At 63.4% G+C, this 14775-nt stretch carries 15 protein-coding genes and 1 pseudogene; 6 read left to right on the top strand and 10 right to left on the bottom strand.

The window, feature by feature from the left end:
* Positions 1-18: 18 nt before the first annotated feature.
* The gene (locus LB552_RS10030; RefSeq protein WP_224604625.1) at positions 19-414 is read right to left on the bottom strand and encodes a cupin domain-containing protein; all 396 of its coding nucleotides are present in this window, start codon (positions 412-414) and stop codon (positions 19-21) included.
* 298 nt (positions 415-712) lie between these two features.
* Between LB552_RS10030 and LB552_RS10025 the strand changes: the two genes are divergently transcribed.
* Both LB552_RS10025 and LB552_RS10020 read left to right on the top strand, forming a co-directional pair.
* A complete protein-coding gene (locus LB552_RS10025) occupies positions 713-2242 on the top strand; it encodes a putative bifunctional diguanylate cyclase/phosphodiesterase (RefSeq protein ID WP_224604623.1) in 1530 nt (509 codons plus the stop codon).
* 99 nt (positions 2243-2341) lie between these two features.
* Positions 2342-2479, top strand: a pseudogene (locus LB552_RS10020) (aspartate transaminase); the annotation flags it as partial.
* Positions 2480-2488: 9 nt separating this feature from the next.
* On the opposite strand, the gene LB552_RS10015 reads toward LB552_RS10020, so the two are convergent.
* Positions 2489-3040 carry a methyltransferase family protein gene (locus LB552_RS10015; RefSeq protein WP_224531322.1) on the bottom strand — a complete coding sequence of 184 codons (552 nt, stop codon included), beginning with the start codon at positions 3038-3040 and terminating at the stop codon, positions 2489-2491.
* Positions 3041-3118: 78 nt separating this feature from the next.
* On the opposite strand from LB552_RS10015, the gene LB552_RS10010 reads away from it, so the two are divergent.
* From LB552_RS10010 to LB552_RS10000, 3 genes are all read left to right on the top strand, one after another.
* The gene (locus tag LB552_RS10010) at positions 3119-4045 is read left to right on the top strand and encodes an alpha/beta fold hydrolase (RefSeq protein ID WP_224604621.1); all 927 of its coding nucleotides are present in this window, start codon (positions 3119-3121) and stop codon (positions 4043-4045) included.
* Positions 4046-4365: 320 nt separating this feature from the next.
* Positions 4366-6414: an elongation factor G gene (locus tag LB552_RS10005; RefSeq protein WP_224604619.1), complete on the top strand. Its 2049-nt coding sequence runs from the start codon at positions 4366-4368 to the stop codon at positions 6412-6414.
* A gap of 784 nt (positions 6415-7198) precedes the next feature.
* Entirely contained in the window at positions 7199-7696 is a 498-nt protein-coding gene (locus LB552_RS10000; RefSeq protein ID WP_224604617.1) for a methyltransferase family protein, read from the top strand.
* 146 nt (positions 7697-7842) lie between these two features.
* Here the strand turns inward: LB552_RS10000 and LB552_RS09995 are convergent, their stop codons facing one another.
* Positions 7843-8739, bottom strand: a complete 897-nt coding sequence (locus LB552_RS09995; protein ID WP_095766582.1) for a LysR family transcriptional regulator — start codon at positions 8737-8739, stop codon at positions 7843-7845.
* A gap of 71 nt (positions 8740-8810) precedes the next feature.
* Positions 8811-9785, bottom strand: coding sequence for a thioredoxin-disulfide reductase (gene trxB, locus LB552_RS09990; RefSeq protein WP_224604603.1), 975 nt, complete (start codon positions 9783-9785; stop codon positions 8811-8813).
* Between the two features lie 275 nt (positions 9786-10060).
* Here trxB and LB552_RS09985 point away from each other — a divergent pair, with 275 nt between their 5' ends.
* Complete coding sequence (locus tag LB552_RS09985; RefSeq protein ID WP_040989590.1) at positions 10061-10537, top strand: Lrp/AsnC family transcriptional regulator; 477 nt, start codon at positions 10061-10063, stop codon at positions 10535-10537.
* A gap of 69 nt (positions 10538-10606) precedes the next feature.
* On the opposite strand, the gene LB552_RS09980 is transcribed toward LB552_RS09985, so the two are convergent.
* The 6 genes from LB552_RS09980 to LB552_RS09955 all read right to left on the bottom strand — a co-directional run bounded on the left by LB552_RS09980 (position 10607) and on the right by LB552_RS09955 (position 14751).
* Positions 10607-11236, bottom strand: coding sequence for an HAD family hydrolase (locus LB552_RS09980; RefSeq protein WP_224604601.1), 630 nt, complete (start codon positions 11234-11236; stop codon positions 10607-10609).
* Positions 11229-11801 carry an SIS domain-containing protein gene (locus tag LB552_RS09975; RefSeq protein ID WP_224543137.1) on the bottom strand — a complete coding sequence of 191 codons (573 nt, stop codon included), beginning with the start codon at positions 11799-11801 and terminating at the stop codon, positions 11229-11231. The genes LB552_RS09980 and LB552_RS09975 overlap by 8 nt, the downstream gene beginning before the upstream one ends.
* Before the next feature lie 7 nt (positions 11802-11808).
* Positions 11809-13293, bottom strand: coding sequence for a D-glycero-beta-D-manno-heptose-7-phosphate kinase (gene rfaE1 / locus LB552_RS09970; protein ID WP_224604588.1), 1485 nt, complete (start codon positions 13291-13293; stop codon positions 11809-11811).
* A gap of 152 nt (positions 13294-13445) precedes the next feature.
* Entirely contained in the window at positions 13446-14078 is a 633-nt protein-coding gene (locus tag LB552_RS09965) for a LysE family translocator (protein WP_224604742.1), read from the bottom strand.
* A gap of 30 nt (positions 14079-14108) precedes the next feature.
* The gene (locus LB552_RS09960; protein WP_411965791.1) at positions 14109-14522 is read right to left on the bottom strand and encodes a hypothetical protein; all 414 of its coding nucleotides are present in this window, start codon (positions 14520-14522) and stop codon (positions 14109-14111) included.
* Positions 14515-14751, bottom strand: a complete 237-nt coding sequence (locus LB552_RS09955) for a type II toxin-antitoxin system Phd/YefM family antitoxin (protein ID WP_217575619.1) — start codon at positions 14749-14751, stop codon at positions 14515-14517. The genes LB552_RS09960 and LB552_RS09955 overlap by 8 nt, the downstream gene beginning before the upstream one ends.
* Positions 14752-14775 lie beyond the last annotated feature (24 nt).

Below are 14775 nucleotides of genomic sequence, written 5' to 3'. Positions count from 1 at the left end.
GTTTTTCTTGGACGCCGATCAGCTGCCATATTGCTCGTCGGAAACCTGCTCCAGCCAATCGGCGTGGACGCCGTCCAGCGCCTCCTGCATGGCGATGTGTGTCATGGCGGTTTTCCGGCCGGCGCCATGCCAGTGCTTTTCGCCCGGCGCGAAGGAAACGACATCCCCTGCCCTGATCTCCTGCACGGGGCCGCCCCAGCTTTGCGCCAGGCCGGCGCCGGCGGTGACATAGAGCGTCTGTCCAAGCGGATGCGTGTGCCAATGGGTGCGCGCGCCGGGCTCGAAGCTGACCAGCGTCGCCCTCAGCCGCGCCGGCGCCTCTTTCTCGATGATCGGCGTCTGCAGCACCCGCCCGGTGAAATATGTCTCCGGCGCGATGATCGTCGGCACGCTGCCGCACGCAATGAGCTTCATCGTTCAGATCCTCTCGAACAAAGCGCCCCGCCCGGCGTCTCACGCGGTAGTTTCACCTCGTCGGGAGACCGTTGCAACTGGCTTTGAGCCGTTGCCGGGCGGCAACCTCGGTTTCTCATTCGCGCAGCGGGCGGATTGCAGCATTAGAATGTCAGAGAACTGTCACAAATAGTTGCTTTTTAACCATAAAATCGCGATCTCCACTCAGCGGCAAAGGAATAGATCCAGGCAGCGGCCAAGCTCAGCGTTTCTTAACGGCTAAGGTCCTAGCCATGTCGCGTGCTGTGGGGGCGCGGACATGAGTATCTTGGCGACAATCAAAGATCACAGCGGCCGTATCTATCGCGGCATCCAGGCGTTGCTCGTGATGAGCATCGCCGCCACCGGGCTTGCGGCTTTCGCGCTGACGGAGAACGCCTCCCGCGCCGGCGCGCTCGCGGTGTCGGTGACTTCGACCTTAATGGCGCTTTTGGTGTTGATGTATATGCGCTCGAACGTCGTCCAGCGCCTGCAATCGGCGGCGGACGCCGAGGCCGAGAAGCATCGCTTTCTCACTGTCGATGCCATGACAGGCGCGATGACCCGGCGCTATTTCATCGAAGCGTTGGGCGATTGGCTGAGCGGCTCGCGCAATCGCCGCCAGGCAAGCCTGCTTTTGATCGACCTCGATCATTTCAAGCAGCTCAACGACACGTTCGGCCATCAGTTCGGCGATCTGGCGCTGGCGCATCTGGTCGCGGAAGCGCAGCGCATCTTCGAGGACGGCGTCATCGGCCGGCTCGGCGGCGACGAGTTCGGCATCATGGTTCCGCATGGCGACGTCGCCAGTATCGGCAACGACGCCCGCCGGCTGCTGCATGCGATGCGGGCCGGCAAGAGACATGAAGGCAAGATCATTCCCCTGTCGATCTCGGTGGGCGTCGCGCTCGCGCCGTTGCACGCTTCGAACGGCACTGAATTGATGCTGCTGGCCGATCTCGCGCTCTACGAGAGCAAGGCGGGCGGCCGCGGCCGCGTCACCGTTTTCGACGAGGAGATGCTGTCTGACAAACGCTATCGCCGGCTGGTCGAACGCGAGCTGCGCGCTGCGATCTATCTCGGCGAATTGGAACTGCACTACCAGCCGATCGTCGATCCCGACGGCTCGGTCGACGCACTGGAAGGATTGATCCGCTGGCGTCATCCCGTGCGCAGCTTGATCTCGCCGTCGGAATTCATCCCGATCGCCGAGCGTTCGACGCTGATCGACATGATCGGCGAATGGGTCTTCAAGCGCGCCTGCGCAGATATCGGGCATTTTCCCGGACGGCGCATCTCGATCAACGTCTCCGGCGAGCAGCTGAAGCGCGACGAGATCGTGACGATGTGCGACCGGGTCCTGCGCGAGACCGGCCGGTCCGCGTCGCAGTTCATCATCGAGATCACCGAGACGGTGGCGACGGCCGCGACGCCCGAGGTTCTCAGGCGCCTCGAGGCACTGCGCGGCCTCGGCTTCCACATCGCCCTCGACGACTTCGGCACCGGCCATTGCGGCTTCAACTACCTGAAGTCGCTGCCCATCGACAGCGTCAAGATCGATCGCTCCTACATCCGCAGCCTCGCCCACGACCAGGTGGCGCAGATCTTCGTGTCTGCGCTTGCGCAGATCGCCCGCATCCAGGACATCGCCATCGTCGCGGAAGGCGTCGAAACCGCGGAGGAATTCGCGCTTGCCCGGACGGCCGGCTGCAGCCGCTTCCAGGGCTACTTCTTCGGCAGGCCGGCGCCGCGCGACAAGGCAAGCGCGTTATGTGCCGCCGCCCGCGAACCGCTCGCCCTCACAGCCTGACAAGCAAAAATGGCGGCCTGCTGAACCCAAGCCGGCGAACGTCCTATTTTTCTTGCCCTCCGACAAACCTGTGTGACGATGGTTTTGGGAAGAGGTGAAACCCTGAAAAATGCCGGTCGTGACGCGATCGGCCTCGGCGCCGGCGAGCCGGACTTCGATACGCCCGACAACATCAAGAACGCGGCGATCGAGGCGATCCGCCGCGGCGAGACGAAATACCCGCCGGTCTCCGGCATCACTTGTCGGCTACCACCCCAGCCGCGGCCAGAACAGGCCGGCTCGACCGCGATAGGCCTGGTAATCGCCCGCCAATGGCGTCCGCGAAAATTTCTTTTCTTCGCCCAGCGCCGCAACCACATAGAGTACGGCGATCCCGGCGACCGGCACCACCGCCCAGATCGACCAGGTCGCGATCCCCCATCCAATCCAGAAGATGATGTATGACGAGTAGAAAGGGTGGCGGATGTAGCGATAGGGGCCACCGGTCAGCAGGCTGTGCGGATTATCGGGCGCGAAGGCGAAGTGCAGCCGCGCCTTCCGCGAGGTGACGATCGCCCACCAGAAGAGGGCAGAGCTTGCCAGTTCGACGGCGAGCCCGGCGAGCTTTGCCGGAACCGGCTGCGATTGGATCCACAGGATGGCGAGAAAGAAAAAAGTCGTGGCAATCACCGCTGCCGAAATCACCATGGCGCCTGGAAACATGGCCTGCAATTGGAAATGCGCCCGCATCGACCAGACATATTGGCCAATGGTCGCGATGCTGCAAATCGAGACAAGAAGATCGAGGAGTGGTTCCATCGTAGGGGTTTCCGCCGGTGCTGCCATCCAGCCGGTAGCCACGCCGGCCGCTATTTCCAGGAACCCTCTCTTAACCACATGCTTAAAGAAGATATAGAGCCCCGGATGCGATGTTGGCCACCAGCCACATCCGAGGATCTATCCAGCATGAGCGTCACTGACCGCACAATCCGTACGCCGCAGGCTGATTTGCGCCTCAGCCAGTCGTCTGGTTCCGGCCTGCCCATCGTCATGATCCACGGCTCGGGCAGTTCGCGCGCCGTCTTTGCGCGTCAGTTCGACAGTCCGCTCGCCGATGCCCACCGGCTGATCGCTTTCGACCTTCCCGGCCATGGCGACTCCTCCGATGCTCGCGACCCGGCCGCAACCTATACGATCACCGGCCTCGCCCAGACCACAGCCCGCCTTCTCGATGCCCTCAACATCGGCCACGCCATCATCTTCGGCTGGTCGCTTGGCGGCCATGTAGCGATTGAACTTGCCAGCTTCCATCACGCGGTGAACGGTCTGGTGTTGACCGGGGCGCCGCCGGTGTCGAGGGGGCCGCTCGGCATGCTGCGTGGCTTTCATGCCAACTGGGACATGCTGCTCACTTCCAAGAAAGTTTACTCCGAACGCGACATCGAGCGCTTTGAGGCGTTTTGCTTCGGCGGCAGCGCAAGTCCGTCTTTCCGCGAGGCCATAAGGCGCACCGACGGCAGGCTGCGCGCGGGCGTGGCGTTCGGCATGTTTGCCGGCAAGGGTGCCGACCAGAAGCAGGTGGTCGAGAATGCCCCCTTCCCGGTCGCGGTGATCAATGGAGAGCATGACCCGCTTGTGCGGTTGAGCTACTTCGAGACTGTGGCCTACGCCTCGCTGTGGGAACGGTGCCATGTCATATCCGGCGCCGGCCATGCACCTTTCTGGGAAAAGCCGGACCTGTTCAATCCGCTGCTGTCACGCTTTGCGGAGAGGGTAGTGAAGCAGAGCGCAGCCATGCCGGTGCGCCGAACCGAGGCCGGCTGAGCCTTTATTGACATCTTCCGATTCCGGCTTCTCGCGGACGGCCCAATTGGCAGGTGCCGGCTTGGCTTTTAGCGGCTGCGGTCTTGCCCTCACGGCCTGACGAATAGGAAATGGCAGCCTGCCTAAACCAAGCCGGCGAACATTCTATTTTCCTTGCCCTCCCGTCGAACCCGTGTGACGATGGCTTTGGGAAGAGGTGAAAACCCGCCCGCGACGGCCGAACAGGCCGGCCGCCGCTCTGCACAGGGTGCGATCGGACGCAAACCGGTTTCCACTTTTGCTGATCGCTCCTTGGGAAACGCCTGAGTGGAGGTTCAGCCATGGGTACTCGCGCCGGAGGACGACGCACGGGACCGAAATGCATTGCCATAGTCGGTCCCTTCGCAAGCGGTAAGACGACACTTCTCGAAGCCATCCTCGCCCGCACGGGCGCCATCCCCCGCCAGAACCCCGTTTCGTCGGGCAACACCGTTTCCGATCATTCGCCCGAAGCCCGCGCTCACGGCATGAGCGTCGAGGCGACCTTCGCCACTACTGATTTCATGGGCGAGCAGATCACATTCGTCGACTGCCCCGGCTCGATCGAATTCGCCTTCGAGGCCGAACCCGTGCTCGCCGCCTGCGACCTCGCGGTCGTCGTCGCCGAGGCCGACGAGAAGAAGATCCCGGCGCTGCAGCTCATCATGCGCAAGCTCGACGATCTCGCCATTCCGCGCATCTTGTTCCTCAACAAGGTCGACAAGGCAGTTGCGGGCGTGCGCGAAACGCTGAAGATGCTGCAGCCGGCAAGCACGGTACCGCTGCTGCTGCGCCAGATACCGGTGCGCAAGGACGGTATCGTCATCGGCTCGATCGATCTGGCGCTGGAACGCGCCTACATCTATCGCGAATATGCCGAAAGCCAGGTCGCCGAGATTCCGAACGACGACAAGGCGCGCGAGTTGGAAGCGCGTTTCTCCATGCTGGAGACGCTCGCCGACCATGACGATCACCTGATGGAGCAGTTGCTGGAGGAGATCGAGCCGCCGAAGGACGCGATCTTCGACGATCTCTCGGCCGATCTGCGCGCCGGCGCGGTGACGCCGGTGCTGATCGGCACGGCCGAGAAGGGCAACGGCGTGCTGCGCCTGTTGAAAGCCATCCGCCATGACGCGCCGGATGTCGAGGCGACGCGGAAGCGCCTTGGCGCGCCGGACGGCCAGACGGTAGTGCAGGTGATGAAGACCATTCACACCGCGCATGGCGGCAAGCTTTCGGTGTCGCGCGTGCTCTCGGGCCAATTGGCCGACGCAGCCGAGCTCTTCCTTTCCAACGGCGACACGGCGAAGGTTTCCGGCATCTACAGGATGCTCGGCAAGGACCAGTCGAAGCTGACATCCGCCAAGGCGGGCGACACGGTTGCGCTCGGCAAGCTCGACAACGTCAAGACCGGCCAGACGCTGAGCTCGGCCAAGGGCGGCATCCGGCCATTGGTCACGCTGGAGCCGCCGCAGCCGGTCTTCGCCTTCGCGCTTCGCCCCAAGGAGCGCAAGGACGAGGTCAAGATGTCGGCGGCGATCCAGCGGCTTGCCGAAGAAGATCCATCGCTCAGCCTGCGCCACAACCAGGACTCCGCCGAAACCGTCCTGTCGGGTCACGGCGAGATGCATCTGCGCGTGGTGCGCGAGCGCCTCGAAGGCAAGAACCAGATCCCGATCGAGGGCCATACCCCGGCGGTGCCTTACCGGGAGACGATCCGCAAATCGGCGCAACAGCGTGGCCGCCACAAGAAGCAGTCCGGCGGCCACGGCCAGTTCGGCGACGTGGTGATCGAGATCAAGCCGCTGCCGCGCGGGTCCGGCTTCCAGTTCTCCGACACCATCACCGGCGGCGTGGTGCCGAAAACCTATATCCAATCGGTGGAGACCGGCATTCGCGACTATCTGAAGACAGGCCCGCTCGGCTTTCCGGTCGTCGATGTCGCCGTCAATCTGTCGGATGGTTCCTACCACGCGGTCGATTCCTCCGACATGGCCTTCCAGATGGCGGCGAAGCTCGCGATGAAGGAAGGCATGGCCGCCTGTTCGCCGGTCCTGCTTGAGCCGATCATGAAGGTCGAGATCGTCACGCCCTCCGACGCGACCTCCAAGATCATCGCGCTGATCCCGCAGCGGCGCGGCCAGATCCTCGGCTATGACGCAAGGCCCGATTGGCCCGGCTGGGACGTCGTCGAGGCGACCATGCCGCAGGCCGAAATCGGCGATCTGATCATCGAGCTGCGCTCGGCGACCGCCGGCGTCGCCAGCTACAAGGCCACTTTCGATCACATGGCCGAGCTCACCGGCCGGCTGGCCGACGAAGCGATGAACGCCAACGGCAAAGCGGCCTAGAGCAATTCCGGGAAAAGTGTGAGCGGTTTTCCGTGCGGAATTGCGAAAGAACAAGGAGATAGTGCGGTTCGCCGTTTCCGTGAAACGGTGAAACGCACGAGCAGATCGGCCTGCTAGCAGGCTTCTGTTGGGGATATGAAAGCGGCGTCCGGATGATCCGGACGCCGTTCCTATTGCGGACCGTTCTCCTGGGAGGCAACGGCTGGTCCGCCGCATCCGTAAAAAGGTTCGGACGCGGTGCTTGCCTGAGCCCGGTCTTTCGAGTGATGCCCCCATCTCCCGAACCGACCAACCGCGTCCTATCGTCTACTTAAACGATAGAGTGGGTCTGCGACATGTTACCCGATGTTACATGTCACTGTTACGCGGTGGATTCAGTCGTTTTCTTGCCGGCTCGAAGGCATGCGGGCAACAAAAAAGCCGGATCAATAAAGATCCGGCTGAGTTTGATTGGAAGTGCCGATTAAGGCTAACCTCCAGAGGGGAACACTCAAGGGCGCTAATGGGAGGAGAACGCGCCCCGGAGATGTGACTATATATGTGCTCATCATGCCCAAGAAACAAGCATCTATTTTGCAACACACGCATGCAAAAAGACGCAGGCTGTGGTCCAACCTGTTCCTCGAAGCCATAGGACCAGAAAAGTCGCCGATTCCGGCGCGTTTCAGGCGCTAAAGCGACTGCTTAAAAGCAAACCGAGCCGATTTTGCTCAGAAATATGCGAGTCGGCGAAATGATGTCGATTTCGGCAGGCCGAGTTTATTTTTACGGCAGGAGACCGATGATGCGAACTTTTTCAGCAATCGCCGGCAGCGCGCTGTTCCTAGTCGCAGCGCCGGGCGTCGTCGCCGGCTTGGCGCCGTGGCTGCTGACCGACCATTATCGCAAACCTCTGTCGGCTCTGCCGGGCTTCGTGCCTGTGGGCTCGATTCTTGTGATCGGAGCGGCCGCCATCCTCCTTCATGCCTTCGCCCGCTTTGCCCTCGAGGGCCTGGGCACGCCCGCTCCCGTGGCGCCGACCGAGAAACTGGTCGTCGGCGGCGTCTACCGCTATGTGCGCAATCCCATGTATGTGGCGGTGTTGTCGATCATCCTCGGCCAGGCGCTGATCTTTTCGAGTTGGGCGGTGCTGGTCTACGGCCTCATCGCCGCGGCGGCGATGATCTCCTTCGTCAAGCTCTATGAAGAGCCGACGCTCGCCAACCGCTATGGCGAAGAATACGAGATCTACCGCCGCGCCGTGCCCGGCTGGCTGCCGCGCCTGAAACCCTGGCGCGGATAAGCCGCCCTTTCCGAGAGGGGTGCCGATATTCAGGTCAGGCCGAGTCGAGAACGGTAGGCTCCGAGAACCGGAACGGAGCGTACTTCAGTACGTGAGTACCGGAAGCGCAGGAGCCTGCCGTCCGCAGGCCGGCCTCACCTGAATATTCAGTAAGACCAGCTGCGCGCCTTGGCGATGATAAAGTCGCGAAACACGTGCAGCTTCGCCTGGTTCTTCATCGCGTCGGGATAGGCGAAATAGGTGTCGAAGGACGGCACCTCGGTCTCCGGCAGCAGCTGCACCAGGTTCGTGTCCTTGTTGATCACGTAGTCCGGCAGCATGGCGATGCCGGCGCCGCCCTGCACCGCCCGCTTGATCGACAGGATGTCGTTGATCTGCAGCGTCGGCACCCGCTGCCCGCCCTCGAAATCGCCGACCGTCTCCAGCCAGTTCAGCTCCGACAGATGCGAGGGCACCGGCAGGCCGAAAGTGACGATGCGGTGGTTCCTGAGCTCGGCGATCGAGGCCGGCCTGCCGAACTTGGCGATATAGGACGGCGCCGCATAGAGGTGGAAATGCACCGTGAACAGCCGGCGCTGGATAAGGTCGGGCTGCTGCGGTTGGCGCAGCCGGATCGCGCAATCGGCCTGGCGCATGGTGAGATCGAGCTCCTCATTGGCCAGGATCAGCTGCAGGCTGATCTCGGGATAGAGCTCAATGAATTCCTGCACGCGCTCGGTCAGCCAGCCGGCGCCCAGGCCGACCGTGGTCGTCACCCTGAGCACGCCCGACGGCCGATCCTTGGTTTCGGTCAGCCGCGTCTTGATGGTTTCCAGCTTCATCAGCACGTCATGCGCCGTGCGGAACAGCATCTCGCCCTGCTCGGTCAGCACCAGGCCGCGCGCATGGCGGTGGAACAGTGCGACGCCGACATCGTGCTCCAGCGCGCTGACCTGCCGCGAAATGGCCGATTGCGACAGATGCAGCGTCTCGGCGGCATGGGTGAACGACCCAGCCTCCGCCGCTGCGTGAAATACGCGTAGCTTGTCCCAGTCCAGCGCCATGATTCCCCTCGCGTTGCCTTTGGCGTCTGAATGAAAAATCAGGCTTTTAAACGGCTCTTTTCAGCCGATTGTCATTCCGCCGCTTCGCGGTGAACCTCTATGCCCGCCAGATATTTTTCCGCCTCGAGCGCCGCCATGCAGCCAAGCCCGGCCGCCGTCACCGCCTGGCGGTAGATGTCGTCGGTAACGTCGCCGGCGGCGAACACGCCGGGCACGTCGGTGCGGGTGGAATCGGGCGCCGTCCACAGATAGCCGTTCGGCTTCTGCTTCAGCTTGCCCGCGAAGAGCTCGACCGCCGGCGCATGGCCGATGGCGACGAACACGCCGTCGACCGGCAGCTTCGATTCCTGGCCGGTCACCACGTTGCGCAGCGTCAGGCCCTCGACCGAGGGCGGCAGCGGCGCCTTGCCCGGCCGTCCGGTGATCTCGTCGACGACCGTGTCCCAGATGACGCGGACATTGTCCCTCTTGAGCAGCCGCTCGCGCAGGATGCGCTCGGCGCGGAAATCGCCGCGCCGGTGGATGACCGTGACGCTCTTGGCGAGGTTCGACAGATAGAGCGCCTCCTCGACCGCCGAATTGCCGCCGCCCACCACCGCGACGTCCTTGCCGCGATAGAAGAAGCCGTCGCAGGTGGCGCAGGCCGAAACGCCGAACCCCATGAAGGTCTGCTCCGACGGGATGCCCAGCCACTTCGCCTGCGCGCCGGTGGCGATGATCAAGGCGTCCGCGGTGTAGACGGTGCCGGAATCGCCTGTGGCGCGGAATGGCCGCACATTGAGATCGACCTCGGTGATGATGTCGTTGATGATGTCGGTGCCGACATGCTCGGCCTGCTTGAGCATCTGCTCCATCAGCCACGGACCCTGGATCGGATCGGCGAAGCCCGGATAGTTTTCCACGTCGGTGGTGATCATCAATTGGCCGCCCTGCTGCAGGCCGGCGACCAGCATCGGCTTCAGCATGGCGCGCGCGGCATAGACCGCCGCCGTGTAGCCGGCCGGGCCGGAACCGATGATGAGAACGGGCGCATGTTTGGTGTTCATGAAAGTCCCCTGCGGCGCGCAGCCGTGGTTTGTCGCGGCTAATGTAAGTGTTGCCCGTGAGACCAGCAAGGCAAGTTGGCTTTCGTCCCCGGAAAGCTTCGTTCCTCGCATATCGGGCATATCGCCGCCCCTCACCGATGCATGTCGTCCGGAGGTATGCGCGGCTCTGGCATCACCGCATGCATCAAAAGAAGGAGAAAATCATCGTAAAGGGATGGCCTCCCAGGCGAAACCAAATTACAAAATCGCGAAAGATTCTTGCGCGAAAGCCATCCATGCCGCTCAAAGCCGATCTCGATGCCATCGACTGGAAGATCCTCCGCGAGCTGCAGGGCGACGGCCGCATGACCAATGTCGAATTGTCTAACCGGGTCGGCATTTCGGCGCCGCCCTGCCTGCGCCGTGTCAGGCGGCTGGAAGAGGCCGGCATCATCCGCGGTTACCGCGCGCTGCTGAACGCGCCGGCGCTCGGCATGGATGTCGTCGCCTTCTGCCTGATCGGCCTGCATCATCAGGCCGATGCCGAGCTGAAGACCTTCGCCGAACGCACGCGCGGCTGGCCGATCGTGCGCGATGCATGGATGGTTTCGGGCGAATCCGATTTCCTCCTGCATTGCGTGGCGAGCGATCTCGGCACCTTCCAGACCTTCGTCATCGAGGAACTGGCTTCGGCTCCGAATGTCGACACCGTGCGGACCGCCTTGACCATCCGCCGCGTCAAGGACGAAGGGCTGGTGGCGTTCCCGACTTAATGTGCCGGCTTGTGGAAATTCCCCAGCGCAAACAACGAGCTTAGCGCCAGATATTGAATCAATCTGCGATCAGAGCGACCGTATCGCGGCAAGCAGCCCTTCAAAGTCCGCGGCGTCGCGCAGCGGCGAGACCGAAAGCCCGTCCATCGTCGAGACCTCGCCGTCGACGAGCCAGCCGCGCCTGAGACCGGCGCGACGGCCGGCTTCCATATCGGCCGGCTTGTCGCCGACGATCAGCGATCGCCTCAGATCGATGCCGAGCCGGCGGCCCGCCTCCAGCAGCATGCCCGGATTGGGCTTGCGCATCGGGTGATCGGCAATGGCGAGAGGACCTGAACCGGCGTCGTGATAAGCGCAGGCCAGCACCATGTCGGCAAAGGCGTTCTGGTCGGCCAGCAGGTCGAGCACGCGCCCGTTGACCCGTGCGAACGCGTCCCAGCCGAAATAGCCGCGGGCGATGCCGGACTGGTTGGTAACGACAACGACCGGGATGCCGTGCCCGTTCGCGGCCTCGATGACCGGCGCGATGTCATCGCGCAGCACCATGGTCGCCGGATCGTCTGGATAGCCGGTATCGACATTGATGGTGCCGTCGCGATCGAGGAACAGCGCCGGCCGGCTGGCCGGAAACGTCCTGTCACCGACCCGCTCGACCCAAAGGCCCGGCCCGGCCAGTGGAAAGCCGTCGCTTTCAGCCATTGCTGAGGCGCGCTTCGACAGCCTCGCACAGATGGTGATAGAGGCACAAATGCCCCTGCTGAATGATCGGCGTCGAGGTCGACGGCACGTTGAGCAGGATATCGGTCAGCGGCTTGAGCTTGCCGCCGGTCTCGCCGGTGAGGCTGATCACCGTCATGCCCATCGCCCGCGCCTGCTCGGCGGCGGCAAGGATGCTTGGCGAATTGCCGCTGGTGGAAATGGCGAGCAGCACCGCGCCTTCCGATCCATGCGCCTCGACCTGGCGCGAGAAGACCGTGTCGAAGCCGTAATCGTTCCCCCAGGCGGTCAGCACCGCGGCGTTGGCCGGCAGCGCGATGACGTTGTAGGCCTTGCGCTCCTTCAGGAAGCGGCCGACCAGCTCGCCGGCGATGTGGATGGCATCGCTGGCCGAGCCGCCATTGCCGCAGATCAGCAGCGCCTTGCCTTGCGACAGCGCCGTCACCACGGTGCTCACCGCGCGTTCCATCTCGTCGGTGAGGTCGCGCTCGACCATCGCCGATATCGCCGCCGCGGAGCGGACCAGGTAGTCGTTCAAATCTGACATGAGATCCTCAGTTTGCGGCACGCAGCTTGCCGATCGTGTTCGTCGTGCTCTTGCCGGCGACGAGATCGACCAGCACCACGCGCCCGCCCGCCTTCTGCACGACATCGGCGCCGACCACGGTCTCGACCGTGTAATCCGCGCCCTTGACCAGAATGTCCGGCAGAAGCGCCTCGATCAGCTTCAGCGGCGTGTCCTCCTCGAAGACGACGACGGCGTCGACAGAGGCAAGTGCCGCCAGCACGCAGGCGCGGTCATGCTGGGTGTTGACCGGGCGCCCCGGCCCTTTCAGCCGGTGCACCGAGGCGTCGCTGTTGAGGCCGAGCACCAGCCGGTCGCACTGGCTGCGCGCGGCATGCAGCAGGCTAACATGGCCGGCATGCAGGATGTCGAAGCAGCCATTGGTGAAGCCGACGGTCAGCCCCTCTTCCTTCCAGGCAGCGACCATCCTGGCCGCGGCATTGAAATCGAGGATGGCGTCCTGATGGCCGGTCGGCCCGTGCGAGCGGAAAAGCGCGCCGGATAGCTCCTCGACGTTGAGCCGCGCCGTGCCGCGCTTGCCGACCACGACGCCGCCGGCCGCGTTGGCGATGACCGCGGCATGCACCCGGTCGGCGCCGGCGGCGAGCGACAGCGCGAAGCTTGCGATGACCGTGTCGCCGGCGCCGGAGACGTCGAACACTTCGCGCGCCTGGGTGGAGATGTGGCGGGCGTCCTCGGCGGAGACCACGCTCATGCCCTTCTCGCTGCGCGTGGCGACGATGAACTCGAAATCATGCGTGGCGATCAGGTCGCGCGCCGCCGCCACGATCTCGTCATCGCCGAACACATTGCGCCCGACCGCCTCGCCAAGCTCCTTGCGGTTCGGCGTCACAGCCGTGGCGCCGGCATAGCGCGCATAGTCGCGTCCCTTCGGATCGACCAGCACCGGCTTGCCGGCATCTCGGCAGATCGCGATCAGCTCGCCGGCGACGCCGTCGAGCAGGATGCCCTTGCCGTAATCGGAGAGGATGACGATGTCGGCGCGGCCAAGCGCCGCCTGGAAATGATCGATGAGCTTCGCCCGCTCGGCCCCGGTGAGCGGCTTGATCTCTTCCTCGTCGAACCGCAGCACCTGCTGGTTGAGCGCGCTGAAGCGGCTTTTCGACGAGGTCATGCGGTCCTGGCGCTGCAGGAGCCCGTCGGTATCGACGCCGATCTCGCTGAGCATGCGCATCAGATTGTCGCCGGCCTGGTCGGCACCGATCACCGAGACGGGAATGGCGGCCGCGCCCAACGAAACGATGTTGGAGACGACATTGCCGGCGCCGCCGATGTTCAACGCCTCGCCCTTTCCATGCAGCACGGGAATGGGAGCTTCCGGCGAGATGCGCTCGATCACCCCGCTGACGAAACGGTCCAGGATGAAATCGCCCACCACCAGCACGGTGACGTCGCCGAACCGGGCGATGGTGCGATGCAAAGGTTCCGGAGAAGGCAGATGGTGCTTGATCATCTCGCTCGAGCTATGCCTGAAGACGGCCGGACTTGATTAGGTTTCAGCGCCGGAATTGTGGCGCGGGCTGTTCAAAGCGATGCCGATATACCGCAATTCGGGCGAGCGCAACGGCAGCCCGGCGCGGACCTTAGCCGGAGCCGGGTTGGCAATCAGCTCCTCTGCAGGGCGACGTGGACGCCGAGGCCAACCAGCACGGCGCCGCCCGCTCGCTGCATCAGGCGCTGCGCGCGTCCCGAACGCCGCAGCCGCGCTATCATCGCGCCGGCAAGGAATACGCACATGACGTCGGCGGAGGAGAACATCAGGTTGACGATGGTTCCAAGCACGACGAACTGCAGCCAGACCGGAAACGCCGCCGAAGCATCGATGAATTGCGGCAGGAACGCCATGAAGAAGATCGCCGTCTTCGGATTGAGCACCTCGACGGTGATGCTTTCGAAAAAGGCGCGCCGGGCCGATTTCCGCTCGATGGCGGGCAGAGCCATATCGCCGTCCGCCCGTTTGCGGAACATGGCAACGCCGAGCCAGACCAGATAAAGCGCGCCGATCAGCTTGACCGCCAGGTACAGCGGCGGCACGGCGTGAAACAGGACGGACAGGCCGGCAGCGGCAGCGAAGACATGCACATAGCCGCCGAGATGGATGCCGAGTGCCGCCGTCAGCCCAGACCAGCGCCCGCGCGCCATTGTCTGCGCAGCGGCGTAGAGCATGGCGGGGCCAGGGATATAGGCGAAGACCGCGGTGGTGGCGAAAAAAGCGATGAGCAGTTCGGTCGACGGCATCTTGTCCCTCATGATCCGGTCGCAGCCTGTTCAGTCCGCACGCGGGATGGCTTTGGATTGACCTTTGCGGACAACCGCAATGAAAGCAGCCATGACTTTCTTGTGGAATGACGGACTGAACGCGCCGATGCGCGCGCCCGGCTCGAAATAGGCTGACGATTCCAGGATATCGTGATTGTATTCGTCGACTATGACCCAAAGAGGAATAGGGTCAAGGCCGGCGCGGCGGCGTTCGATTTCCGGAACGGAAACGGCAACACGATCGCGACCCGGTTGCGTAGAGGTGATTGCGAGGATGAAGAGGTTCGTGCCGCCGGCTTTCCCGGGAAGGACGGCCACGAAGGCAACGGGCCATCTCTTGCGGCCTTCGGTCTCGCCGTCTCCATGCTGCCGATACCAAAGATATGGATATCGCCAGACGTCGGCGGCAACCGGCTTAATCACGATCCAACTCCGCAGCGTACTCCTCAAGCATCTCGACATGGTCTGATGGAGCATCCTTGGCAGCGTAAGCGCGACGGCTGTCGTTGGCAAAGCGAGCCTCGTAGGCCTCGATGCTCATTAGGACATATCTCGGCTTGTTGTGACGGGTAATGGAGACAGGCTGCTGGCTCGCGGCCGCAAGCACGTCACCGAGATTTTGTTTCAGATCAGTAGACGGGTATTGCTTCATGAAGTCCTCCATCTTGTACAAAAT

It is taken from the genome of Mesorhizobium sp. CA7, from assembly GCF_020165015.1.
Lineage (GTDB): Bacteria > Pseudomonadota > Alphaproteobacteria > Rhizobiales > Rhizobiaceae > Mesorhizobium.
This window is presented reverse-complemented; position numbering and strand designations above follow the sequence as displayed.